This window comes from Streptomyces sp. NBC_00523 (assembly GCF_036346615.1).
Classification (GTDB): Bacteria; Actinomycetota; Actinomycetes; order Streptomycetales; family Streptomycetaceae; genus Streptomyces.
In genome coordinates this window covers 1,302,173-1,324,708 of the sequence record NZ_CP107836.1, presented here as the reverse complement: position 1 = coordinate 1,324,708, position 22,536 = coordinate 1,302,173, and the positions used below count along the sequence as shown (strand labels likewise).

22 protein-coding genes and 1 pseudogene are annotated in these 22,536 nt (G+C 72.6%); 11 read left to right on the top strand and 12 right to left on the bottom strand.

Going from position 1 to position 22,536, the window contains the following annotated elements:
* The first annotated feature begins 116 nt into the window (after positions 1-116).
* Complete coding sequence (locus OHS17_RS05935; RefSeq protein WP_330311325.1) at positions 117-1,469, top strand: transcriptional regulator; 1,353 nt, start codon at positions 117-119, stop codon at positions 1,467-1,469.
* A 50-nt stretch (positions 1,470-1,519) separates the two neighbouring features.
* Complete coding sequence (locus OHS17_RS05930) at positions 1,520-2,050, top strand: NUDIX domain-containing protein (RefSeq protein ID WP_330311324.1); 531 nt, start codon at positions 1,520-1,522, stop codon at positions 2,048-2,050.
* Positions 2,051-2,106: 56 nt separating this feature from the next.
* Here OHS17_RS05930 and OHS17_RS05925 read toward each other — a convergent pair whose 3' ends face one another.
* The gene (locus OHS17_RS05925) at positions 2,107-2,967 is read right to left on the bottom strand and encodes a 3-hydroxybutyryl-CoA dehydrogenase (RefSeq protein WP_073967866.1); all 861 of its coding nucleotides are present in this window, start codon (positions 2,965-2,967) and stop codon (positions 2,107-2,109) included.
* A 208-nt stretch (positions 2,968-3,175) separates the two neighbouring features.
* Here OHS17_RS05925 and OHS17_RS05920 point away from each other — a divergent pair, with 208 nt between their 5' ends.
* Entirely contained in the window at positions 3,176-4,453 is a 1,278-nt protein-coding gene (locus tag OHS17_RS05920) for a glycoside hydrolase family 10 protein (protein WP_443066120.1), read from the top strand.
* 3 nt (positions 4,454-4,456) lie between these two features.
* Here OHS17_RS05920 and OHS17_RS05915 read toward each other — a convergent pair whose 3' ends face one another.
* Together OHS17_RS05915 and OHS17_RS05910 are read right to left on the bottom strand one after the other, a co-directional pair.
* Complete coding sequence (locus OHS17_RS05915; protein WP_330311322.1) at positions 4,457-4,672, bottom strand: DUF1918 domain-containing protein; 216 nt, start codon at positions 4,670-4,672, stop codon at positions 4,457-4,459.
* A 50-nt stretch (positions 4,673-4,722) separates the two neighbouring features.
* A complete protein-coding gene (locus OHS17_RS05910; protein ID WP_330311321.1) occupies positions 4,723-5,679 on the bottom strand; it encodes a DMT family transporter in 957 nt (318 codons plus the stop codon).
* On the opposite strand from OHS17_RS05910, the gene OHS17_RS05905 reads away from it, so the two are divergent.
* Both OHS17_RS05905 and OHS17_RS05900 read left to right on the top strand, forming a co-directional pair.
* The gene (locus OHS17_RS05905; RefSeq protein ID WP_330311320.1) at positions 5,678-7,147 is read left to right on the top strand and encodes an aminotransferase-like domain-containing protein; all 1,470 of its coding nucleotides are present in this window, start codon (positions 5,678-5,680) and stop codon (positions 7,145-7,147) included. The two genes, OHS17_RS05910 and OHS17_RS05905, sit on opposite strands and share 2 nt — an antisense overlap.
* A gap of 54 nt (positions 7,148-7,201) precedes the next feature.
* Positions 7,202-7,765 (top strand): histidine phosphatase family protein, encoded by a 564-nt coding sequence (locus tag OHS17_RS05900; protein WP_202542230.1) that lies wholly within the window; start codon positions 7,202-7,204, stop codon positions 7,763-7,765.
* Here the strand turns inward: OHS17_RS05900 and OHS17_RS05895 are convergent.
* The 5 genes and pseudogenes from OHS17_RS05895 to OHS17_RS05875 all read right to left on the bottom strand — a co-directional run bounded on the left by OHS17_RS05895 (position 7,725) and on the right by OHS17_RS05875 (position 12,841).
* Positions 7,725-9,975 (bottom strand): annotated as a pseudogene (locus OHS17_RS05895) (MMPL family transporter). The gene OHS17_RS05900 and the pseudogene OHS17_RS05895 overlap by 41 nt on opposite strands.
* 77 nt (positions 9,976-10,052) lie before the next feature.
* Positions 10,053-10,808, bottom strand: a complete 756-nt coding sequence (locus OHS17_RS05890) for a Clp protease N-terminal domain-containing protein (protein WP_330311319.1) — start codon at positions 10,806-10,808, stop codon at positions 10,053-10,055.
* Between the two features lie 129 nt (positions 10,809-10,937).
* Positions 10,938-11,435: a peptidylprolyl isomerase gene (locus OHS17_RS05885; RefSeq protein WP_018103809.1), complete on the bottom strand. Its 498-nt coding sequence runs from the start codon at positions 11,433-11,435 to the stop codon at positions 10,938-10,940.
* The gene (locus tag OHS17_RS05880) at positions 11,432-11,995 is read right to left on the bottom strand and encodes a DinB family protein (RefSeq protein ID WP_330311318.1); all 564 of its coding nucleotides are present in this window, start codon (positions 11,993-11,995) and stop codon (positions 11,432-11,434) included. Before OHS17_RS05880 ends, OHS17_RS05885 begins: the two co-directional genes overlap by 4 nt.
* A gap of 39 nt (positions 11,996-12,034) precedes the next feature.
* Positions 12,035-12,841 (bottom strand): LysR family transcriptional regulator substrate-binding protein, encoded by an 807-nt coding sequence (locus OHS17_RS05875; protein ID WP_330311317.1) that lies wholly within the window; start codon positions 12,839-12,841, stop codon positions 12,035-12,037.
* 58 nt (positions 12,842-12,899) lie between these two features.
* On the opposite strand from OHS17_RS05875, the gene OHS17_RS05870 reads away from it, so the two are divergent.
* Positions 12,900-13,304, top strand: coding sequence for a DUF5997 family protein (locus tag OHS17_RS05870; RefSeq protein ID WP_330311316.1), 405 nt, complete (start codon positions 12,900-12,902; stop codon positions 13,302-13,304).
* A gap of 66 nt (positions 13,305-13,370) precedes the next feature.
* Here the strand turns inward: OHS17_RS05870 and OHS17_RS05865 are convergent, their stop codons facing one another.
* From OHS17_RS05865 to OHS17_RS05850, 4 genes are all read right to left on the bottom strand, one after another.
* On the bottom strand, positions 13,371-14,858 hold the full coding sequence (locus OHS17_RS05865) for an FG-GAP and VCBS repeat-containing protein (protein WP_330311315.1): 1,488 nt from the start codon (positions 14,856-14,858) through the stop codon (positions 13,371-13,373).
* Positions 14,859-15,022: 164 nt separating this feature from the next.
* The gene (gene gap, locus OHS17_RS05860) at positions 15,023-16,021 is read right to left on the bottom strand and encodes a type I glyceraldehyde-3-phosphate dehydrogenase (protein ID WP_330311314.1); all 999 of its coding nucleotides are present in this window, start codon (positions 16,019-16,021) and stop codon (positions 15,023-15,025) included.
* Positions 16,022-16,162: 141 nt separating this feature from the next.
* Positions 16,163-17,131 carry a GlxA family transcriptional regulator gene (locus OHS17_RS05855; protein WP_330311313.1) on the bottom strand — a complete coding sequence of 323 codons (969 nt, stop codon included), beginning with the start codon at positions 17,129-17,131 and terminating at the stop codon, positions 16,163-16,165.
* A gap of 31 nt (positions 17,132-17,162) precedes the next feature.
* On the bottom strand, positions 17,163-17,597 hold the full coding sequence (locus OHS17_RS05850) for a VOC family protein (protein ID WP_330311312.1): 435 nt from the start codon (positions 17,595-17,597) through the stop codon (positions 17,163-17,165).
* A 99-nt stretch (positions 17,598-17,696) separates the two neighbouring features.
* On the opposite strand from OHS17_RS05850, the gene argC reads away from it, so the two are divergent.
* From argC to OHS17_RS05825, 5 genes are read left to right on the top strand one after another with little or no spacing between them, the layout of a single operon-like run.
* The gene (argC, locus tag OHS17_RS05845; protein WP_330311311.1) at positions 17,697-18,725 is read left to right on the top strand and encodes an N-acetyl-gamma-glutamyl-phosphate reductase; all 1,029 of its coding nucleotides are present in this window, start codon (positions 17,697-17,699) and stop codon (positions 18,723-18,725) included.
* Positions 18,722-19,876, top strand: coding sequence for a bifunctional glutamate N-acetyltransferase/amino-acid acetyltransferase ArgJ (argJ, locus tag OHS17_RS05840; RefSeq protein ID WP_330311310.1), 1,155 nt, complete (start codon positions 18,722-18,724; stop codon positions 19,874-19,876). The genes argC and argJ overlap by 4 nt, the downstream gene beginning before the upstream one ends.
* Positions 19,873-20,775, top strand: coding sequence for an acetylglutamate kinase (gene argB / locus OHS17_RS05835; RefSeq protein ID WP_073967851.1), 903 nt, complete (start codon positions 19,873-19,875; stop codon positions 20,773-20,775). The genes argJ and argB overlap by 4 nt, the downstream gene beginning before the upstream one ends.
* On the top strand, positions 20,772-21,983 hold the full coding sequence (locus tag OHS17_RS05830) for an acetylornithine transaminase (protein WP_330311309.1): 1,212 nt from the start codon (positions 20,772-20,774) through the stop codon (positions 21,981-21,983). Before argB ends, OHS17_RS05830 begins: the two co-directional genes overlap by 4 nt.
* 10 nt (positions 21,984-21,993) lie before the next feature.
* Positions 21,994-22,530, top strand: a complete 537-nt coding sequence (locus OHS17_RS05825; protein ID WP_018103822.1) for an arginine repressor — start codon at positions 21,994-21,996, stop codon at positions 22,528-22,530.
* Positions 22,531-22,536 lie beyond the last annotated feature (6 nt).

Here is a 22,536-nt window from a genome sequence, read left to right as displayed (position 1 = left end):
GGGGCCGCCGCGGCAGCGTGCGCGGCGGGACGGTTCGGGCATTCCGTTCACACCCCGTGTGAATCGTGCTCCACTGGGGCGACACGTCCAGGCGTGCCGAACCACCGGAGGGGGACATGGGGCCCAAGGAGCCCAACACCGCGCTGGAGGCCCTGATCGAGGAGGCGGGCGTCTCCCGGGCCGGACTGGCCGCCCATGTGAACCGGGCCGGCCGTGCGCGCGGTCTCGGACTGCGTTACGAACACACCGCCGTCGCCCGCTGGCTGAAGGGCCAGCGCCCGCGCGGCCAGGTGCCCGACCTGATCTGCGAGGTGCTGGGAAACCGCCTGCGCCGGGCCGTTTCGCTGGACGACATCGGCATGGCGGCCCCCGACGCGGGCCACCCGCCCGTCCAGGGCTCGTCGCTCACCGGCTTCGTGGAACGGGCCACCGCGGTGTGGCGCTGCGACGCCCAGCAGCGCCCGCACGTCGTCGCCGCCCCGGCCGTGACCGGGACCGGTGCCGTGATGCCCGTCTGGGAGTGGGAGAACCCGCCGGAGGACGCCGATGTGTCGCGGGCCGGGCCGTCCAGGGTCGGCGCGCCCGACCTGGCAACGCTGCGGGCCGCCCGTGGCCACTACGAACTGATGTACCGGAAGGCGGGCGGGATCGCGACGCGGGCGCGTGTCGTCGGCTTCCTCAACGCCGGGGCCGCCCCGCTGCTGCGCGGCGGCTACAGCGACGCGACGGGCCGTCAGCTGCACCGCGCGACGGGCGCGTTGGTGGCCGTCGCGGGCATCTGCGCCTACGACTCCGACGCGCACGGCCTCGCCCAGCGCTACTTCCACCAGGCGCTGCGGCTGGCCAAGGCGAGCGGGGACCGGGCGCTCGGCGGCTATGTGATCGCGCTGCTGGTCAACCAGTCGCTGTTCCTCGCCGAGTTCCGCCAGTCCGTGGCCTTCGCCGAGGCGGCCCTGCGCGCGGCCGGCCGCGAGATCACGCCCGCGCTCGCCGCCGACCTGCACGCGATGCAGGCCAAGGCGTACGCGAGGCTCGGCGACCGGGCGAACGCGCTGGCGTGCATCGGCCGCGCCGAGTCCGAGGCCGCCCGCATCCGGCCGGGCCGGGAGCCGGACGAGACGGGCTATGTGCAGCCGGGTCTGGTCGATGTGCAGGTGGCGGAGGCGCTGCTGAGCCTCGGGGACCTGCCGGCGGCCCGGGAGCACGCGGTGGCCGCGGTCCGGACCCCCGCCCACGACCGGGGCCGGGTCCACCGCCTCGCCATGCTCACCACGGTCGAGCTCCGCCGGGGCGAGGCGGACCGGGCCGCTGCCACGGCGGTCGAGATGGCGGACCGGGCCCGGGGCATGGAGTCGCAGCGCCTGCGCGACCGGCTGCGGGCGGTCCGCGCGGACCTGGCCGCCAGCGGGAGCGCCGACGCGGAACAGGCCGCCGAACGCGTGGAGGGGGCACTGCGCGTACCGCTGTGAGCCGAAGTCTGCTGCGATACCGCCACCAACGATCGAAAGGTGGCAGAACCGTGCAATGGACGAACCTGAACGAACAACCCGTGTACGAGAACCCATGGTTCCGGGTCAACCTGGCCGAGGTAGAACTTCCCGACGGCGCCCGGCTCGACCACTTCGTGATCCGGCTGCGCCCCGTCGCGGCGGCCACCGTCGTCAACGCGGCGAACGAGGTGCTGCTGCTCTGGCGCCACCGCTTCATCACCGACAGTTGGGGCTGGGAGCTGGCGGCGGGCGTGGTCGAGAACGGCGAGTCCCTGCCGGAGGCGGCCGCCCGCGAAATGGAGGAGGAGACCGGCTGGCGCCCCGGCCCGCTCCACCCCCTCCTGACCGTGGAACCGTCCAACGGCCTCACCGACGCCCGGCACCACTTCTACTGGTCCGAGGAAGCGCACTGGACGGGCGATCCGCACGACGCCTTCGAGTCCTCCCGCCGCGAGTGGGTCCCCCTCAAGCTGGTCCCGGACCTGATATCCACCGGCGAGATCCCGGCAGCGGGCATGGCGGCGGCCCTGCTGATGCTGCACCACTTACGACAGGGCTGAGCCCCGTTCCGTACGTGCGAGGGCGCCCCGGCCCCCGCACGTACGGGCCGAAGGCATCACGCGTACGGGTAGAACCCCGACCCCGACTTCCGCCCCAGGCGGCCCGCGTCGACCATGCGCTGGAGGAGCGGGGGAGCGGCGTACAGGGGCTCCTTGTACTCCGCGTACATGGAGTCGGCGACCGAGGCGACCGTGTCCAGGCCGATGAGGTCCGCGAGCTTGAGCGGGCCCATCGGGTGGGCGCAGCCCATCTCCATGCCGTTGTCGATGTCCTCGCGGCTGGCGATGCCCGACTCGAACATCCGGATCGCCGAGAGGAGGTACGGAATCAGCAGGGCGTTGACGACGAAGCCGGAACGGTCCTGGGCGCGGATCGGGTGCTTGCCCAGTATGTCCTGGACCACGGCCTCCGAGCGCTTGATCGTCTCGTCCGACGTGGTCAGCGCGGGGATCAGCTCCACGAGCCGCTGCACCGGCGCCGGGTTGAAGAAGTGGATGCCGATGACCTGGTCCGGGCGGGAGGTCGCGACGGCCAGCTTCACCAGCGGGATCGAGGAGGTGTTGGAGGCGAGGATCGCGTCCGGGCGGGTCACGACCTGGTCGAGCACCTGGAAGATCTCGGTCTTGACCTGCTCGTTCTCCACGACGGCCTCGATGACGAGGTCGCGGTCGGCGAACTCGCCCAGGTCTGTGGTGAAGCTGAGCCGGGCCAGGGTCTCGTCGCGCTCCTCCGCCGTGATCTTGCCGCGCTCGGCGGCCTTCGACAGGGAGTTGTGGAGCCGGGTCCGGCCGATCTCCAGCGCCTCGCCGGTCGTCTCGGCCACCTTGACGTCGAGGCCGCTGCGCGCGCACACCTCCGCGATGCCGGCGCCCATCTGGCCGCAGCCCACCACTCCGACGCGTGCAATGTCGGCCATAGAGTCCGTCACCTCGTGCCTTTCGCTGTTCCCGTTCGGCGGCTTCCGTCTGGTTCCGGGCTCCACCACGACTCCCCGACGTTACTCCGCGCCTTACCAGGGATCGCAGGCCGGGGCGTGCATGCTCGGCTCTGAACACCCCCTGTGCCCGGATTGCGAGGATACGGCGGGGCTTCGACGTGTACGGAGAGAGAGCGGGTGCGACGCGATGCGAGGTATGGCCCGGAGAGGGTTCGTGACGGGGGCGGCCGGGGCGGTCGCCGGGGTGGTGGGAGCGGCGGCGGTGGCCGGTGACGCGGTCGCGGGGCCCGGGCGGGCGCGGGCCCTGCCCGGTCCGGCCGCCGGACGCGATGTGGTGCGGCGCGAGCTGCGCGGCGTGTGGGTGGCGACCGTCGCCAACACGGACTGGCCGTCGAAGCCGGGCCTGTCCGCCGCCGCGCAGCGGGACGAGCTGACCGCCCTCCTCGACCGGGCGGTGGCGCGGAAGCTGAACGCGGTGATCCTCCAGGTCCGCCCGACCGCCGACGCGCTGTGGCCCTCGGCGTACGAGCCGTGGGCCGAGTGTCTGACCGGGACGCAGGGCAAGGATCCCGGCTGGGACCCGCTGGGCACCGCCGTGCGGGAGGCGCACGACCGGGGCCTGGAGCTGCACGCCTGGTTCAATCCGTACCGGGTCGCCAACCACACCGATCCGTCCCGGCTGACCGCCTCCCACCCCGCGCGCCGCAATCCCGGCTGGGTGCTCCCGTACGGCGGCAAGCTCTACTACAACCCGGGCCTGCCCGAGGTCCGCGCCTTCGTCCAGGACGCGATGCTCGACGCGGTCCGCCGCTACGACGTCGACGCCGTGCACTGGGACGACTACTTCTACCCGTACCCGGTGGCCGGCCAGAGCTTCGCGGACGGCGACGCCTACGAGAAGTACGGCGCCGGCTTCCCGGACCGGGCCGCCTGGCGCCGCGACAACACGGACCGGCTGGTGCGCGAGATGTCCGAGCGCGTCAAGGCGCTGAAGCCCGGCGTCCGCTTCGGGGTCAGCCCGTTCGGCGTCTGGCGCAACGCGGACACGGACCCGGCGGGCTCGCGGACGAGGGCGGGGGTGCAGACGTACGACGATCTGTACGCGGACACGCGCGGCTGGATCAAGAAGGGCTGGCTGGACTACGTCGTCCCGCAGCTGTACTGGCACATCGGCAACGCCGCCGCCGACTACGCGGAGCTCGTGCCGTGGTGGTCCGACACGGTGCGCGGGACAGGCGTCGACCTGTTCATCGGCGAGGCCCTGTACAAATGCGGCGACCCGGCCCAGCCGGCCGCCTGGCAGGACCCGGCGGAGCTGTCCCGCCACATCGACCTCGCCGCCCGGCACGACCAAGTCCGCGGCCACGCGTACTTCTCGGCGAAGAGCGTGGCGGCGGACCGGATCGGCGCGATGGACCGGGTGGTCGCCGACCACTACCGGTCCCGCGCGAGGCCGCCGCGTTGAGATCTACGTGATGTCCGCGTCCCGGCCCGCCGTGCAGCCCGTGTGCTCGACGACGGTGTCGGGGCCCGGTGCGAGCAGATGTTCGTGTCCGTCCTCGAAGCGGACGCGGAACGGGGGAGTGCCCCGGTCCCCGAGCACTTCCACGATCTCCGCGACCCGGTCGTGCTGCCCCACGGTCCTGCCGTGCGTCAGCAGCCGATCGCCCTTGTGTGCCTCCATTGGGAGTGACCTCCTCGCGGGTGGCGTGCGGTGCCGTGCTGCTGACCAGTCTAGGACCGGGTCCGCGTCGCGCGCTGGGTGAGCGCGATGCAGACCAGGACCGCGACGGCCGCCGCCGGGGCCGCCGCCGCGACCTCCTCGTCCAGCAGGAAGAACGACCAGAACAGCGTCAGCAGCGGCTGGGCGAGCTGGAGCTGGCTGGCCCGGGCGACCCCGATCTCGGCCATGCCCCGGTACCAGACGTACAGCCCGAGGAACGTGGAGCCGGCCGCCACCCAGACCAGACCGACGACCCCGTGCACGCCGAGCCGCACCGGCTCGTACGCCAGCGCGACGGCGGCGCCCGCGAGGTTGAGCGGCAGGGTGAGGATCAGCGCCCAGCCGGTCACCTGCCAGCCCGGCATCACCTTCGCCAGCCTGCCGCCCTCCGTGTATCCGGCCGCGCACACCAGCAGCGCGCCGAACAGAAAGAGGTCCCCGGCCGACAGCGCCCCGCCGCTCTGCGCGACGGTGAAGGCGATCACCACGGCCGCCCCGGCCACCGCCGCCGCCCAGAAGGCGCGGGGCGGGCGCGCCCCGGTCCGCAGCGAGGAGAAGATCGCCGTGGTCAGCGGGAGCAGCCCCACGACCACCGCGGCGTGCGAGGTCGTGGACGTCCGCAGCGCCAGCGTCGTCAGCAGCGGGAAGCCGACCACCACCCCGCCGGCCACGACGGCGAGCCCCGCCCAGTGCTCCCGGGCCGGCACCCGCACCCGGGCCGCGAGGAGGAAACCGCCGGACAGCACCGCCGCGAGCAGGCTGCGCAGCGCGACCAGGGACCAGGGGCCGAAGCTCTCCAGGCCCCAGGCGGTGGAGGGAAAGGTCAGCGAGAACGTCACCACGCCCAGCAGCGCGAGCAGCGTGCCCCGGCGGGCCGGGACGGAAGCCGGAGCGGACGGGCGCGGGAGACTGCTGGAGGGTGCGACCGCTATCGTGTTGGGCGCAGTAGCGCTACTCTCTGCTCTCATGCATGAGCGTAGCAGCGTGGCGGAACTCGTCACAGCCCTGCGGTCTGAGCTGGACCGCTACTCACCGGGTGAGAAGCTGCCGTCCAGCCGGGCCCTGGTCGAGCGCTTCCGGGCCAGTCCCGTGACCGTGTCGCGGGCCGTGGCCCAGCTCGCCGCCGAAGGGCTGGTCGTCACCCGCCCCGGTTCCGGCGCCTACCGGGCCCAGTCCTCCGCCCGTCCGGCGCCCCCGGCCGGTGACACCTCCTGGCAGGAGGTCTCGCTCAGCGGTGACGGCTCCCCGGAGGCGGTGCCCCGCAGCGTCGACGCGTCCGGCCTCCTGGTCAGCCTCGTCCCCCCGCCCACCGGGGTCATCGAGCTCAACGGCGGCTATCTGCACGCCTCGCTCCAGCCCGAACGGGCCCTGGCCGCCGCCCTGGCCCGGGCCGGCCGCCGCCCGGGCGCGTGGAGCCGCCCGCCGGTCGACGGGCTCACCGAGCTGCGCGCCTGGTTCGCCCGCGACATCGGGCCCTCGCTCGGCGCCGCCGATGTGCTGATCACCGCGGGCGGGCAGAGCGCCCTGGCCACCGCGCTGCGCGCCCTCGCCCCGCCGGGCGCGCCGGTGCTGGTCGAGTCGCCCACGTACCCCGGCATGCTGGCGGCGGCCCGCGCGGCCGGGCTGCGGCCGGTGCCGGTCCCGGTGGACTCCGAGGGCGTCCGGCCCGACCTGCTCGCCGCCGCCTTCCGGGCGACCGGGGCCCGCGTCTTCGTCTGCCAGCCGCTGTTCCAGAACCCGACGGGCACCGTGCTCTCACCGGCCCGGCGCCCCGAGGTCGTCCGGATCGCCCGGGAGGCGGGGGCCTTCGTCATCGAGGACGACTTCGCCCGTCTCCTCGCGCACGACGACGCGGGCCCGCTCCCGGCGCCGCTCGCCGCCGACGACCCCGACGGCGTCGTCGTCCACTCCCGCTCGCTCACCAAGGCCGCCTCGCCCAGCCTGCGGGTGGGCGCGCTCGCCGCCCGGGGCCCGGCCCTGGAACGGCTGCGCTCCATCCAGGTCGTGGACAGCTTCTTCGTGCCCCGGCCGCTCCAGGAGGCCGCGCTCGAACTGGTCGGCTCGCCCGCCTGGGCCCGCCACCTGCGCGCCGTGTCCGCCGAGCTGGGCGCCCGCCGTACGGCGATGACGGCGGCGCTGCGGACGGCCCTGCCGGGCCTCGGCCTCCCGCACATCCCGTCCGGCGGCGGCTACCTCTGGCTGACCCTGCCCGGCTCCGAGGCGGGCACGGACGAGTCCGCGATGGTTCAGGAGGCCCTGCGCGCGGGCGTGGCCGTCGCCCCGGGGCGCCCGTACTTCTCCGCCGAACCCCCGGCCCCGCACATCCGCCTGAGCTTCGCCTCGGTCGCCGGGCCGCCGGAGATCGCGGAGGGCGTCCGCCGGCTGCGTACGGCCTGGGAGGGCACGCCCGCCGCCCTGATTCCTACTCGGGCGTAGGAGTGCCCGAACGACCTCTTGACCCGCGTCGCGATCCGCCCCACGATCGCGGCCATGAGTGTTCGGGTCACGCTCCTCGCCGCGGCGCGCGGTTCCGCCCTGCTCGGCGAGCGTTTCGACGACGACCGGCCGCTCGACGAGGCCGGCTGGTACGCGGTGCAGTTCGCCGCGCCGGCCCTGGCGCCGCTGGGCTCCGCCGAGCTGCGCTACTGCTCGCCGACCCCGCGCAGCCGCGCGACCGGTGAGGCGCTGGGCTTCCACCCGCTGGTGCAGCCCGCCCTGCGCGACTGCGACATGGGGCGCTGGCGGGGCCGTACGCTCGCCGAGGTCACCGCCCGGGAACCGGCGGCCGTGGACGCCTGGCTGGCGGACCCGCGCTCCGCGCCGCACGGCGGTGAGCCGCTGCTCGCGTTCATCTCGCGGATAGGCGGCTGGCTGGACACCCGCCCCGCCTGTGACGGCGCGATCGTCGCCGTCGCCGAACCCGCCGTGGTCCGGGCCGCCCTCGTCTACGCGCTGAAGGCCCCGCCGTCCACGTACTGGAACGTCGATGTCGGCCCGCTCTCCACCGTCACCCTCACCGGCCGCTCGCGCCGCTGGAGCCTGCGCCTGGAGTAGGCGAAGACCCGTCGGAGCCCTCCGTGTCGATGTGCGGCAGCACCCGGTCCAGCCACCTCGGCGACCGCCACGCCGCCCGCCCCAGCAGCGTCATCACGGCCGGGACGAGCAGCAGCCGTACGACCGTGGCGTCGATCAGCACGCTGACCGCGAGGCCCAGGCCCAGCATCTTGACCACGATGTCGTCGCTGAGGATGAACGCCGCGAAGACGCTCACCATGATCAGCGCGGCGCAGGTGATCACCCGGGCCGTGATCTCCAGGCCGTGCGCCACCGCGTCCCGGCTGTCCCGGGTGCGCAGCCACGCCTCGTGCACCCGGGAGATCAGGAACACCTCGTAGTCCATGCTCAGCCCGAAGACGATGGCGAACATCATCATCGGGACGTAGCTCTCGATCGGTACGGTCCCCGACACGCCCAGCGAGGGTCCACCCCAGCCCCACTGGAAGACCGCCACCACCACCCCGTACGAGGCGGCGATCGAGAGGAGGTTGAGGACGGCGGCCTTCAGCGCGACCAGCACACCCCCGGAAGACGATCAGGATGATGAGGAAGGCGAGGCCCACCACGACGGCGATGATCCCGGGCAGCCGGGCCGCGATGATGGCGAGGAAGTCCTCCTGGGCGGCGGTCGTCCCGGTCACATAGCCCGAGGCGGCCGTGCCCGACACACCCTCCGGCAGCGCGTCGTCCTTGAGCCGCTTGAACAGGTCCGTCGTCCCCGCGTCCTGCGGGGCGTCCTTCGGGACCGCGGTCCCGACGAGCAGCGCGTCGTCGCTCGTCGGCTGGAGCGCGCTGACGCTCGCCGCGCCCGGCACGTCCGTGAGCGCCTTCTTCAGGTTCGACGCGAGTGCCGAACGGTCCGCGTCCGGCACCGAGCGCTGGTCGACCACCAGGGTGAGCGGCCCGTTCGCGCCGGGCCCGAAGGCGGAGGAGACCAGGTCGAACGCGCGCCGGTCCGTGAAGCTCGTCGGATCCGCCCCGTCGTCGATGTGCCCGAGCCGGATCGAGAACAGCGGGATCGCCAGGACGCCGACCACGACCGCCCCGGCGACCAGGAACCACCACGGCCGACGCTCGACCCGGCGCGCGTAGCGGTGCCAGCCGCCCTGCTGCGTCACGCCCGCCCCGGCCCCGCCCTCGGCGACCGGCGGCCGGACCCGGAAGCGGTCGATCCGCCGGCCGACGAGCCCCAGCAGGGCGGGCACCAGCGTGAGCGCGCCGAGGACCGCGGTGACGACGGTGACCGCGGCGGCGGCCCCGAGCTTGCCGATGAACGTCACGCGCGAGACGTAGAGACCGGCGAGCGCGACGACGACGGTGCAGCCGGAGACCAGCACGGCGCGCCCGCTGGTGGCCACCGCCCGCCCGGCGGCCCGCACGGGATCGTCGCCGTCCATGACGAGCTGGCGGTGGCGGGTGATCAGGAAGAGCGCGTAGTCGATGCCGACGCCGAGCCCGATCATGGTGGCGAGCGTGGGCGAGACACTGGCGAAGGTGGTCAGCGCGGCCAGCAGCCCCAGACAGCTCACGCCCACGATCACCGCGATCAGCGCGGTGATCAGCGGCATGCCCGCGGCGATGACACTGCCGAAGCCGATCAGCAGGACGACCACCGCGACCGCGAAGCCGATGGCCTCGCTGGTGAAGTCCTTGGTTTCGGGCCGGGCGAGCTCGCCGAGCGGACCGCCGTACTCCACCTGCACGCCGGCGCTGCGCAGCGGCTTCACCGCCGTGTCGACCTGGTCGAGGTAGGAGTCGTCCAGCGAGGTCGGGTTCACGTCGAACCGGACAGTGATGTACGCGGTCTTCCCGTCCTTCGACAGCGCGGCGGACGAGGCGGAGGACGACGAGGGCAGCGGGTTCTGGGCGGACAGGACGTGCGGCAGCTTCTCCAGGTTCCCGACCACCTGACCGACCTGGTCGCTCACGTCCGTCAGCGGTTTCTGCGCGTCGTGCAGGACCACCTGCGCGCCGGTGCCGCCCGCGGCCGGGTCGTGCGCCCGCAGCAGGTCGGCACCGGTGCTGGACTGCGTACCGGACAGGTCGAAGTCGTCGGAGTACGTGCCTCCGAAGGCGCTCTGGAGCACGTGCAGCCCGCCGAGCGCCAGCAGCCACAGGACGAGGACCACCACACAGTGGCGGGCGCACCACTCACCGAGCCTGAGGAGCCGCCCGCGCCGCCCTGCCCCTGCCTCATACGTACTCACGCCGAGAACGTAGAGGCCGGGCGCGGGGCGGCCGGTGCGACACGTTCAGCCGACGGCGCGGTTCCACCGCACGGAGGTCACTCCGCCCGGCCGGGCGCCTGCTTTCCCGCCGTGAGGATCGACAGCGCCGCGGCGATGGCCTGCTCGGCGGCCGCCTTGTCGATGCCGAGGCCGCTGAGCACGCCGGAGCCGTCCTCGTGCTCCAGCAGGGCGAGCAGGATGTGCTCGGTGCCGATGTAGTTGTGGCCCATCCGCAGGGCTTCGCGGAAGGTCAGCTCCAGCGCCTTGCGCGCGTCACCGTTGTACGGGATCAGCTCGGGGATCTCGCCCTCGGTGGCCGCCGGGAGCGCGGCGGTGGCCGCCTGCCGGACGGTGTCCAGGACCACGCCCTGCGCCTTGATGAACGCCGCCGCCAGGCCCTCGGGCTCGCTGAGCAGGCCGAGGACGAGGTGTTCGGTGCCGATCTCGGCGTTGCCGGCCGCCCGGGCCTCGTTCTGGGCCGCCATCACCACGTTCTTGGCGCGCTGCGTGAAGCGGCCGAAGCCCTGGCTCGGGTCGAGGGCGGCGCCCTCGCCGGGGTCCTTGGCGACGAAGCGCTTCTGGGCGGCCTGCCGGGTCACGCCCATGCTCTTGCCGATGTCGGTCCAGGAGGCGCCGGAGCGGCGCGCCTGGTCCACGAAGTGGCCGATCAGGTGGTCGGCGACGTCGCCGAGGTGGTCGGCGGCGATGACGGCGTCCTGAAGCTGGTCCAGGGCGTCGGAGTGCACCTTCTTGATGGCCGCGATCAGGTCGTCCAGGCGGACGGGCTGCGACGGCACTACGGGATTCGTCATGTGTCAACCGTAAGTTGACAGTCGTGGAGTGTCAACCGATGGTTGACAGTGAACGTGCTTCCGAATGCGGAAACGCGCCGCCCGACGGGAAACGTCGGACGGCGCGTTCGGTCAGCCGGGGATCCGGGATCAGAGGATGCCGGAGTCCGCGATGGTGACCTTCGCCTGGGTGCGGCCGCTCTGCGAGCCGAGGCCCTCGATGCGCTTGACCAGGACCATGCTGTCCTCGTCGGCGACCTCGCCGAAGACGACGTGCTTGCCGTCCAGCCAGGACGTCACGATCGTGGTGATGAAGAACTGCGAACCGTTCGAGTTCGGACCGGCGTTGGCCATCGACAGCAGGCCCGGCTTGGTGTGCTTCAGCTCGAAGTTCTCGTCGGGGAACTTGTTGCCGTAGATGCTCTTGCCGCCGGTGCCGTCGCCGCGCGTGAAGTCGCCGCCCTGGAGCATGAACTCCGGGATGACCCGGTGGAAGGAGGAGCCCTTGTAACCGAAGCCGTTCTGGCCGGTCGCCAGCTGGCGGAAGTTCTCGGCGGTCTTGGGAACGATGTCGTCGAACAGATTGAAGACGATCCGCCCGGCGGGCTCGTCGTTGATGGTGATGTCGAAGAAAACCTGGCTCGTCATGGATCCCATCCTGACATCTCCCCGGAGCGACCCGGAAACCCGGCCCGCCAGATACCGGTGCTCCCGTCGATCCGCTCCCGGAGCAGATCGGCGTGACCGCTGTGGCGGGCGTACTCGCCGATCATGTGGTGATAGATCCAGCGGAGCTTCACCTCGCCGCCCATGAAGGGCGCCGAGTCCTCCAGTGAGCGCTCGGCGCAGGCCGCGCGGGACACGGCGATCTCCTCCCGCCAGACCGCCAGGGCATCGGCGAAGGAGGCGTCCGCGGAAAGGCCGAATCCTCCGCTGTGGACCCCCGGACCGGCCGGCGGGTCGTACAGCGACGGCACGTCCTCACCGGTCAGGACCCGCCGGAACCAGTTCCGCTCGACCTCCGCGAGGTGCTGGACGAGCCCCATCGGCGTCAGCGACGACGGCGGTACGGAGGCGCTGCGCGCCTGCTCGTCGGTCAGGTCCTCGCACTTCTGGGCCACGGTGGCCCGGTAGAAGTCGAGCCAGCTCTCCAGGCCGGTGCGCTCGTCGGCGTCGAGGGGCGGCATCGGGCGTTCGGTGTGCGTCATGCTCCCCGATGCTGCCAGGCGGGTCCGACAACGGCCCGGCTACGGCCTCCGGCGGGGCTTCCCGCGCTTCGCGGCGGCGCCGCGCGCGCCCTTGGCCGCCTTGGAGCCGCCGGAGCCTCCCGCGCCGCCCCGGGAGCCCTTACCCGCCCCCGTAGCGGAAGCGCGCTTCGCCTTGTCCTTTGCCTTGTCCTTTGCCTTGTCCTTGGCCTTCGGCTGAGCGGCGGGCGCCGCCCCCGCCCGGCCGCGCGAGCTGTTCACCGTACGGCCGCGGACGATGCCGATGAAGTCCTCCACCTGGTCGGTGGTCTTCTCCTGCGGCCAGGACAGCGCGACGCGCGACTCCGGCGCGTCCGTCACCGTCCGGTACGTCAGGTCCTTGCGGTGGTGCAGCCGGGCCAGCGACTGGGGGACCACGAGGACCCCGATCCCCGCCGCGACCAGCTCGACGGCGTCCCCCGTGGTCGCCGGCCGCTCCAGCGCCGGACGGCCGGGCAGTTGCTCCCAGGGCAGGGCGTCGTCCATCGGGTGGAGCACGATCTCGTCGGCCAGCTCCGCGACGGACACCTCGTCCACCGCCGCGATCAGGTGGTCCTTGGGGACCACGACGACCGTGGTCTCCGTGTACAGCGGGATCGCGCTGAGGTCCGTGCCCTCCACCGGCAGCCGGAGGAACGCCGCGTCGGCGCCACCGGCGCGCAGCAGCTCCTGGGCGCCGAGCGCGGGGGCCTGGACGAGGTGCAGCGGGATGTCCGGCAGGCGCTCGTTCCAGATCCGCACCCATTTGGCGGGAGTCACTCCGGGGACGTACGCCAGCCGGAACGAGGGGGTTGCTTCGGGGCCTGTCACCCCGCCAGGTTACCGGCCGTGGTCGAGGGCGCCGCACGCGCTGGATACCCTTGACCCCATGAAGTCCCACCAGACCACCCAGACGATGAAGCCCGCGACCGCGGCGAAGAAGCTGGGTGTGTACCTCGACGCCACCCCCGCCGAATTCCAGGAGGGTGTCGTCTCGCGCGCCGAGCTGGCGGCCCTCCAGGCCGATCCGCCCGAGTGGCTGCGCGACCTGCGGAACAACGGCCCGCACCCCCGCCCGGTCGTCGCGTCCAAGCTGGGCGTCTCCATCTCGGGCCTGGCCCGCGGCGGGGTCACCGAGGCGCTGACCACCGAACAGATCGACGCCCTGAAGCAGGACAACCCCGAGTGGCTGCAGAAGGAGCGCGCCACCCAGGCGGACGTCCGCAAGGAGAACATCCGCATCAAGGAGCGGAACGCCGAGCGCGAGGCGAAGGATCGCGACGAGCGCGACTGACGCCCTGAACGACACTGTGAGGGGCCCGTCCCGCATCCGCGGAACGGGCCCCTCACGGCGTGCTCGTCAGTTGTAGAGACCGAACCCGTTGTCGCCACCCAGGTTCAGGCCGAACCGGGCCTGCTTCGCCAGGATGCCCAGGTCCACCGGGTTGAAGGCGAGGGCGCCGGTCGTCGTCAGCCCCGTCGGGGTGCCGCGCAGCGACCACACCGCACCGCCGTCCGCGATCGCCTCCAGGTCCTCGTCCGGCGCACCGGCCGTCAGCTCAGCCCTGCCGTCCCCGGTGACGTCCAGCAGCCGCACCGAGGCGCCGAAGTGGTCGCCCTTCTCCGCCACCCCGGGCATGCCCGCCGTGTCCTGGTGGAACGACTTGGAGCCGGTGCCGCTCAGGCCGCCGGGCCCGCCCTTCAGCAGGACCACCGCGCCCGCGCCCGCCTTGGACTCCAGGGCCTCGAACGGCACGCCCACCGCGAGGTCGTCGTAGCCGTCGCCGGTGACGTCGCCCGCGCTGAGCCGGGCGCCGAACTGGTCGCCCTTCTCGCTCACGCCCGGGACGCCCGCGGTGTCCTGGGTGATCACCTTGGTCCGGGTGGTGCTCGGACCGGACGCGGAGCCGTAGTAGATCTTGACGGTGCCCGGGTCCGTGGGGAAGTCCTCGTAGATGCCGTTCGGCACCACGCGGACGGCGAGGTCGTCCTTGCCGTCCTTGTCGAAGTCGCCGACCGTCGGGGACGTGCCGGAGGGCAGCCGGGTGGAGGTGGTCGACAGGCCCTGGGGGGTGCCCAGCCACAGGCTCCCGCCCTCGGCGTGCTCCTCGTAGCTGAAGAAGGTGCACAGGTCGTCGATGCCGTCGCCGTTGAAGTCGCCCACGGCCGGGTCGGACATGAAGTTGTCCGACGTGAACATGGTCACCCGCTGCTCGCGGACCGGCTTCCCGGCCCGGCTGAAGGGCCCGTACAGCACGCTCCGCTGTTCGAGGTCCCCGTCGCCCCAGCCGTGCGCGAGCATCAGGTCCGTGTCGCCGTCGCCGTTGAAGTCGCCGGCGATGACGTTGTTCCCCATGTCGCCGGTCTCGGGCCCGGGGATGCGTACCGCGCCCTCGCCCGTGATGCCGCCGGTGCGGCCCCACAGCACGATGACCGAACCCCGGTTGGTGGGCAGGGCCTCGTACGTGTACACCGCCAGGTCCGTCAGCCCGTCGTGGTCGAGGTCGGCGGGGACCAGCCGGAGGCCGAACAGATTGCCCTCACCGGGTTCGCCCGGTACCCCCGAAGTGCTCTGGTCGATGGTCATCGTGCGGGCGGCGCTCAGACCCTGCGCCGAACCGTAGGCGATGGTGAGGTATCCGGAGTAGGGCTGCCCGTTCACCGCCGCTTGCGTCGTGCCGACGACGACGTCCTGGTACCCGTCCCCGTTGAAGTCCTCGCGGACGGTGGTGCCTGCCGTTCCCCCGGCCGTGCCCGCGTGCGCGCCCCCCGGCGCTGCGACGGCCACGCCGCCGGTCAGCGCCGTGGCGGCACACACGGCCACGGTCAGCATGGTGCGAATGCCCACAAAATTCTCCTTGGTCGCGTACGTGGAGCCAATGGCGTACGAGGTGTGAGGGCTCGCATAGGAGACACGTACGACGCGGAGAAGGTTGCACGGCGAACGGAAGGTGAACTCGGCGCGGGGGCAGGGGAGTCGGGGGCGGTCCGTGGCCGCCCCCGCACCCGTTCCTAGCGGCCGGCCAGCAGGGTGAGCGTGTCGATCACCCGGTTGGAGAAGCCCCACTCGTTGTCGTACCAGGCGGACACCTTGATGTGGCGTCCGTCGACCCGGGTCAGCTCCGAGTCGAAGATGGACGACGCCGGGTTGCCGGTGATGTCGGCCGAGACGAGCGGGTCCTCGGAGTATTCGAGTACGCCCGCGAGCGGGCCCTCGGCGGCCGTCCGGTACGCGTCGAGCACCTGATCGCGCGTCACGTCCCGTGCCACGGTGGTGTTCAGCTCCACGATCGAGCCGACCGGGACCGGTACCCGGATGGAGTCGCCCGACAGCTTGCCGTCCAGCCCGGGCAGCACGAGCCCGATCGCCTTCGCGGCGCCGGTCGTGGTCGGCACGATGTTGACACCGGCGGCGCGGGCGCGGCGGGCGTCGCGGTGCGGGCCGTCCTGGAGGTTCTGCTCCTGGGTGTAGGCGTGCACGGTCGTCATGAAGCCGTGCTCGATGCCGGCGAGGTCGTCCAGGACCTTGGCCAGCGGCGCGAGCGCGTTGGTGGTGCAGGAGGCGTTCGACACGACCGTGTGCAGCTCGGGGTCGTACGCCTCGCTGTTGACGCCGTACGCGAGCGTCACGTCCGCCCCGTCCGACGGCGCGGCGACCAGCACCCGCTTCGCTCCGGCGTCGAGGTGGGCGCGGGCGGCCTTCGCCGAGGTGAAGCGGCCGGTGGCCTCCACGGCGATGTCGACGCCCAGCTCCGCCCAGGGCAGCCGCGCGGGCTCCCGCTCGGCGAGCACCTTGATGCGGCGGCCGTCCACGACGAGGGTGTCCCCGTCCACGGTCACCGGGCGGCCGAGGCGGCCCGCGGTGGTGTCGAACGCCAGCAGCCGGGCGAGGGTGGCGGGCTCCGAGAGGTCGTTGACGGCGACCAGGTCGAGGTCGCTGTCGCGTTCGAGCAGCGCGCGCAGCACGTTGCGTCCGATGCGGCCGAATCCGTTGATGGCGATGCGAGTCACGTGAGATGTCCCTTCTCTCTTCGCCCTCCACGATCGCGCTCGCCGCGCGCCCCGGACAGCGGCGGGATCGCCACGGTCCGCAAGGATCCCGCCAGCGGGGCGTGGCAGCGGCCCACCCCTTCTGCTCGCCCCTATTTACCCCTATTCACCCCGGGTGAAGGTACGCCGGTACTCGCTCGGGGTGGTGCCCAGGATGCGCTGGAAGTGCAGGCGCAGATTCGCGCCGGTCCCGAGCCCCACATCGGCGGCGATCTGCTCGACGGCCCGCTCCGAGCGTTCGAGGAGTTCGCGGGCCATGTCGATACGGGCCCGCATCACCCACTGCATCGGCGTGTACCCGGTGTCCTCCGCGAACCGCCGCGAGAACGTGCGGGGCGACACCGCCGCGTGCCGGGCCAGCGCGTCGAGCGTGAGGGGTTCGCCGAGCCGGTGCAGCGCCCACTCCCGGGTGGCCGCGAACCGCTCGCCCAGCGGCTCCGGGACGCTGCGCGGCACGTACTGCGCCTGCCCGCCGCTGCGGTACGGGGCCGCGACGAGCCGCCGGGCCGCGTGGTTGGACGCGGCGATGCCCAGGTCGCCGCGCAGGACGTGCAGGCACAGGTCGATCCCGGACGCGGCGCCCGCCGAGGTGAGGACGCTGCCCTCGTCCACGAACAGCACGTTCTCGTCCACCCGGACCAGTGGGTACTTCGCGGCGAGCGCCCGTGTGTAGTGCCAGTGCGTGGTGGCCCGGCGGCCGTCGAGCAGCCCGGTCGCGGCGAGCGCGAACGCCCCGGTCGAGATGGCGGCGAGCCGGGCCCCCCGCTCGTGCGCGGCGACCAGCGCCTCGATCACGGCCCGGGGCGGATCCTCCCGGTCCGGCTGCCGGTACCCCGGTACGAAGACGATGTCCGCCCAGGCCAGCGCTTCGAGCCCGTGCGTCACGTGGTAGGCCAGCCCGTCACCCCCGGTCACCGGCCCCGGGGCCGCCCCGCACACCCGTACCTCGTACGGCATGCTCGCCCGGGTCGTGAACACCTGGGCCGGGATGCCCACGTCGAGCGGCTTCGCCCCGTCGAGCACGAGGACGGCGACGCGGTGCAGACGGGGCGCGGGGGAGGGGACGGGCATGGGCGCGAGCGTACGTGCCGCGCCGCCCGGATCAGTCGAGGCAGAACTCGTTGCCCTCGACGTCCTGCATGTTGAGGCAGGACTCGTTCTCCTCGTCGGCCAGCAGCAGCTTCCCGCGCACCGCGCCGAGCGGGAGGAGCCGCGCGCATTCGGCCTCCAGCACGGCAAGCCGCTCCTCGCCCTTGAGCCCGACGCCCACCCGGACATCGAGGTGCAGCCGGTTCTTGGCGACCTTGCCCTCGGGAACCTTCTGGAAGTACATGCGCGGACCGGCCCCGGTGGGGTCGGAGGCCGCGAACCACGTGTTCCGCTCCTCGGCCGGCAGCGAGGCGTTGTACGCGTCCCAGGACTCGAACCCCTCCGGCGGCTCCGGCGCGACATAGCCCAGCACCTCGCACCAGAAACGCCCCACCCGCTCGGGGTCCGCACAGTCGAAGGTCACCTGGAAATGCTTGATCGTTGCCATCGGGCCACCCTAGAGGCCGCATCCGGTGCCACTCCAGGGAAATTCTTTGCATAAAAGTGCATCACTGCGTATAGTCATGCCATCAATGAGGAGGCTTTCATGGCGGTACGCGCAGCAGTGGCAGGAGCGAGCGGATACGCGGGCGGGGAACTGCTCCGTCTGCTGCTCGCCCACCCCGAGGTGGAGATCGGCGCACTCACCGCCAACTCCAACGCGGGCCAGCCCCTCGGCGCGCTCCAACCGCACCTGCGCCCCCTCGCCGGCCGCATCCTCCAGCCCACCACCGCCGACGTGCTCGCCGGGCACGACGTCGTCTTCCTGGCCCTGCCGCACGGCCAGTCCGCCGCCGTGGCCGAACAGCTCGGCGACGACGTCCTGGTGGTGGACATGGGCGCCGACTTCCGCCTCCGGGACGCCGGTGACTGGGAGAAATTCTACGGCTCGCCGCACGCCGGCACCTGGCCCTACGGCCTGCCCGAACTGCCCGGCGGCCGCGCCGCCCTCGCCGGCACTAAGCGGATCGCGGTGCCGGGGTGCTACCCGACCGCCGTGTCGCTCGCGCTCTACCCGGCGTACGCGGCCCAGCTCGCCGAGCCCGAGGCCGTGATCGTCGCCGCGTCCGGGACCTCCGGCGCCGGGAAGGCGGCCAAGCCGCACCTGCTCGGCTCCGAGGTGATGGGCAGCATGTCCCCGTACGGCGTCGGCGGCGTCCACCGCCACACGCCGGAGATGATCCAGAACCTCAGCGCCGCCGCGGGCGAGCCGGTCACCGTCTCGTTCACGCCGACCCTCGCGCCCATGCCCCGCGGCATCCTCGCCACGTGCAGCGCGAAGGCGAAGCCCGGGACGAGCGCCGAGAGCGTACGCGCCGCCTACGAGAAGGCGTACGCGGACGAGCCGTTCGTGGACCTGCTGCCCGAGGGGCAGTGGCCCGCCACCGCCGCCGTGTACGGCTCCAACGCGGTGCAGGTCCAGGTCGCGTACGACGAGGCGGCCGGGCGGATCATCGTGATCAGCGCCATCGACAACCTCGCCAAGGGCACCGCGGGCGGGGCCCTGCAGTCCATGAACATCGCCCTCGGACTGCCCGAGGACACAGGTCTTTCCACGATCGGAGTCGCACCGTGAGCGTCACGGCAGCACAGGGATTCTTGGCGGCGGGCATCGCCGCCGGAATCAAGGAGAACGGCAACCCGGACCTGGCCCTCGTGGTCAACAACGGTCCGAGCCGCGCCGCCGCGGGCGTCTTCACCTCCAACCGCGTCAAGGCCGCGCCGGTCCTCTGGTCGGAGCAGGTCGTCAAGGGCGGCGAGGTCTCCGCCGTCGTCCTCAACTCCGGTGGCGCCAACGCCTGTACGGGCCCGCAGGGCTTCCAGGACACCCACGCCACCGCCGAGAAGGCCGCCGAGGTCCTTCAGGGCCACAGCGCGGGCGAGATCGCCGTCGCCTCCACCGGGCTCATCGGCCTCCTACTCCCCATGGACAAGCTGCTCCCGGGCATCGAGAAGGCCGCGGCGGCGCTCAGCGAGCACGGCGGCGAGAAGGCCGCCATCGCCATCAAGACCACCGACACCGTGCACAAGACCGCCGTCGCGGGCGGCGAGGGCTGGACCGTCGGCGGCATGGCCAAGGGCGCGGGCATGCTGGCCCCGGGCCTGGCCACCATGCTCGTCGTGCTCACCACCGACGCCGACGTGGACGCCGCCGGTCTGGACGCCGCCCTGCGCGACGCGACCCGCACCACCTTCGACCGGGTCGACTCCGACGGCTGCATGTCCACCAACGACACCGTGCTGCTCCTGGCCTCCGGCGCCAGCGGGATCGCCCCGGAGCAGAAGGAGTTCGCCGAGGCCGTCCGGACCGTCTGCGACGACCTGGCCCGGCAGCTCATCGGGGACGCCGAGGGCGCCTCCAAGGACATCCGGATCGAGGTCGTGAACGCCGCGACCGAGGACGACGCCGTCGAGGTGGGCCGCTCCATCGCCCGCAACAACCTCCTCAAGTGCGCCATCCACGGCGAGGACCCCAACTGGGGCCGGGTGCTCTCCGCCATCGGCACCACCAAGGCCGCCTTCGAGCCGGACGCGCTCAACGTCGCCATCAACGATGTCTGGGTCTGCCGGAACGGCTCGGTCGGCGAGGACCGCGACCTGGTCGACATGCGCTACCGCGAGGTCCGGATCACCGCCGACCTCGCCGCGGGCACCGAGTCCGCCGTCATCTGGGCCAACGACCTCACCGCGGACTACGTCCACGAGAACAGCGCGTACAGCTCATGACGACGGCGCGGAAGCACACCGCACTCCCGAAGGCGCAGATCCTCATCGAGGCCCTGCCCTGGCTGACCCGGCACAACGGCAAGACCGTCGTCATCAAGTTCGGCGGCAACGCCATGATCGACGAGGAGCTGAAGGCGGCCTTCGCCCAGGACGTCGTCTTCCTGCGCCACGCAGGCCTCAAGCCCGTCGTCGTGCACGGCGGCGGCCCCCAGATCAGCGCCCAGCTCGACAAGCAGGGCCTGGTCAGCGAGTTCAAGGCGGGCCTGCGCGTCACCACGCCCGAGGCGATGGACGTCGTCCGCATGGTGCTCGCCGGACAGGTCCAGCGCGAACTGGTCGGCCTGCTCAACCAGCACGGGCCGCTCGCCGTCGGCATGACCGGCGAGGACGCCCACACGATCACCGCCATACAGCACCGGCCCACCATCGACGGCGAGCTCGTCGACATCGGCCGGGTCGGCGAGATCACCGCCATCGACACCGGCGCCATCCAGGCCCTGCTGGACGACGGCCGCATCCCGGTCATCTCCTCCATCGCCCGGTCCGCCGACGACAACCACGTCTACAACGTCAACGCCGACACCGCGGCCGCCGCACTCGCCGCCGCGCTGAACGCCGAGACGCTGATGGTCCTCACCGACGTCGAGGGCCTGTACGAGGACTGGCCCAACAGCGACGACGTGATCAGCCGGCTCACCGCCACCGAGCTGGAGAAGCTGCTGCCCGAGCTGTCCAGCGGCATGGTGCCGAAGATGCAGGGCTGCCTGCACGCCGTACGCAACGGGGTGGAGACCGCCCGCGTCATCGACGGCCGGGTCCAGCACTCGATCCTGCTGGAAATCTTCACCGACGAGGGAATCGGCACGATGGTCGTGCCCGACGCACAGGGGGAGTCATGAGCAACGCCGAGCTTGCGCAGCGCTGGCAGCACGCACTGATGGACAACTACGGCACCCCGAAGCTGTCCCTCGTGCGCGGCGAGGGCGCCCGCGTCTGGGACGCGGACGGCACCGAGTACCTCGACTTCGTCGGCGGCATCGCGGTCAACGCCCTGGGCCACGGCCACCCCGCCGTCGTGGAGGCGGTCACCGCCCAGATCTCCACCCTCGGGCACGTGTCCAACCTGTACATCGCCGAACCGCCCGTCGCGCTTGCCGAACGGCTCCTCTCGCTGTTCGGCCGCACCGGCAAGGTCTACTTCTGCAACTCGGGTGCCGAGGCCAACGAGGCCGCGTTCAAGATCGGCCGGCTGACCGGGCGCACCCACATGGTCGCCACCGACGGCGGCTTCCACGGCCGGACCATGGGCGCGCTCGCGCTCACCGGCCAGCCCAAGAAGCGCGAGGCCTTCACCCCGCTCCCCGGCGACGTCACCCATGTGCCGTACGGGGACGTGGAGGCGCTGCGGTCCGCCGTCACCACCGACACCGCGCTCCTGATCATCGAGCCCGTCCAGGGCGAGAACGGCGTCGTCGTCCCGGCCAAGGGCTATCTGGAGGCCGCCCGGGAGATCACCCGGGCCACCGGCACCCTGCTCGTCCTGGACGAGGTCCAGACCGGCATCGGCCGGTGCGGTACGTGGTTCGAGCACCAGGCCCACCAGGGCGTCGAGCCCGACGTCGTCACCCTCGCCAAGGGGCTCGGCGGCGGACTCCCGATCGGCGCCGCGGTCGCCTTCGGCGCGGCGGCCGACCTCCTCGCACCCGGCCAGCACGGCACGACGTTCGGCGGCAACCCGGTCGCCTGCGCCGCCGGTCTCGCGGTCCTGGACACGCTGGCCGCCGACGGCGCCCTCGATCAGGTGAAGCGGCTCGGCGAGCGCATCCGGGAGGGCGTGGAGGGGCTGGGGCACCCCCTGGTCTCCCATGTCCGTGGCTCCGGGCTGCTGCTGGGTATCGTGCTCACCGAGCCCCTCGCGCCCCAGGCGCAGCAGGCGGCTCAGGGTGCCGGTCTCCTGGTGAACGCGCCCGCGCCCGACGTCCTGCGGCTGATGCCGCCGCTGACGATCGGCGACGCGGAGGTGGACGCGTTCCTCCGGGCGCTGCCGGGTGCCCTCGACGCGGCATACGGGGACGGACGATCCGGCGAGAAGCGCTCCGGAGAATGAGGCGACGACGATGACCGAGGCGCAGGAATCCGAGTTCGGCGGGCCTTCGGTGCCGCAGACCCGCACGGCCCGCCACCGCCGGATCGTGGACATCCTCAACCGGCAGCCGGTGCGCTCGCAGAGCCAGCTGGCCAAGCTCCTCAGCGACGACGGGCTGAGCGTCACTCAGGCGACGCTCTCCCGGGACCTGGACGAGCTGGGCGCGGTGAAGATCCGCAACACCGGCGGCGAGCTGATCTACGCGGTGCCGAGCGAGGGCGGTTTCCGTACCCCGCAGGCGCCGCTGGGCGGCTCCGCCAAGGAGGAGCGGATGCGGCGGCTCTCCGCCGAGCTGCTGATCTCGGCGGAGGCCTCGGCCAACCTGGTGGTGCTGCGTACGCCGCCGGGCGCCGCGCAGTTCCTCGCCTCGGCCATCGACCAGGCCGAACTGCACGACATCCTCGGCACCATCGCGGGCGACGACACGCTCATGCTGATCAGCCGCGACCCGGCCGGCGGGCAGGCGCTCGCCGACCATCTGCTGCGGCTCGCGCAGAACGAGCGCTAGTGCGGG

Coding starts and splice junctions, on each gene's coding strand:
- argB (WP_073967851.1), top strand. CDS start 19,873: ATGACGACGGCGCGGAAGCACACCGCACTCCCGAAGGCGCAGATCCTC.
- OHS17_RS05855 (WP_330311313.1), bottom strand. CDS start 17,131: ATGCCCGTCCCCTCCCCCGCGCCCCGTCTGCACCGCGTCGCCGTCCTC.
- OHS17_RS05920 (WP_443066120.1), top strand. CDS start 3,176: ATGCGAGGTATGGCCCGGAGAGGGTTCGTGACGGGGGCGGCCGGGGCG.
- OHS17_RS05880 (WP_330311318.1), bottom strand. CDS start 11,995: ATGACGCACACCGAACGCCCGATGCCGCCCCTCGACGCCGACGAGCGC.
- OHS17_RS05870 (WP_330311316.1), top strand. CDS start 12,900: ATGAAGTCCCACCAGACCACCCAGACGATGAAGCCCGCGACCGCGGCG.
- OHS17_RS05885 (WP_018103809.1), bottom strand. CDS start 11,435: ATGACGAGCCAGGTTTTCTTCGACATCACCATCAACGACGAGCCCGCC.
- OHS17_RS05925 (WP_073967866.1), bottom strand. CDS start 2,967: ATGGCCGACATTGCACGCGTCGGAGTGGTGGGCTGCGGCCAGATGGGC.
- OHS17_RS05890 (WP_330311319.1), bottom strand. CDS start 10,808: ATGACGAATCCCGTAGTGCCGTCGCAGCCCGTCCGCCTGGACGACCTG.
- argC (WP_330311311.1), top strand. CDS start 17,697: ATGGCGGTACGCGCAGCAGTGGCAGGAGCGAGCGGATACGCGGGCGGG.
- OHS17_RS05830 (WP_330311309.1), top strand. CDS start 20,772: ATGAGCAACGCCGAGCTTGCGCAGCGCTGGCAGCACGCACTGATGGAC.
- OHS17_RS05910 (WP_330311321.1), bottom strand. CDS start 5,679: ATGAGAGCAGAGAGTAGCGCTACTGCGCCCAACACGATAGCGGTCGCA.
- OHS17_RS05850 (WP_330311312.1), bottom strand. CDS start 17,597: ATGGCAACGATCAAGCATTTCCAGGTGACCTTCGACTGTGCGGACCCC.
- OHS17_RS05825 (WP_018103822.1), top strand. CDS start 21,994: ATGACCGAGGCGCAGGAATCCGAGTTCGGCGGGCCTTCGGTGCCGCAG.
- OHS17_RS05915 (WP_330311322.1), bottom strand. CDS start 4,672: ATGGAGGCACACAAGGGCGATCGGCTGCTGACGCACGGCAGGACCGTG.
- OHS17_RS05900 (WP_202542230.1), top strand. CDS start 7,202: ATGAGTGTTCGGGTCACGCTCCTCGCCGCGGCGCGCGGTTCCGCCCTG.
- OHS17_RS05905 (WP_330311320.1), top strand. CDS start 5,678: ATGCATGAGCGTAGCAGCGTGGCGGAACTCGTCACAGCCCTGCGGTCT.
- OHS17_RS05935 (WP_330311325.1), top strand. CDS start 117: ATGGGGCCCAAGGAGCCCAACACCGCGCTGGAGGCCCTGATCGAGGAG.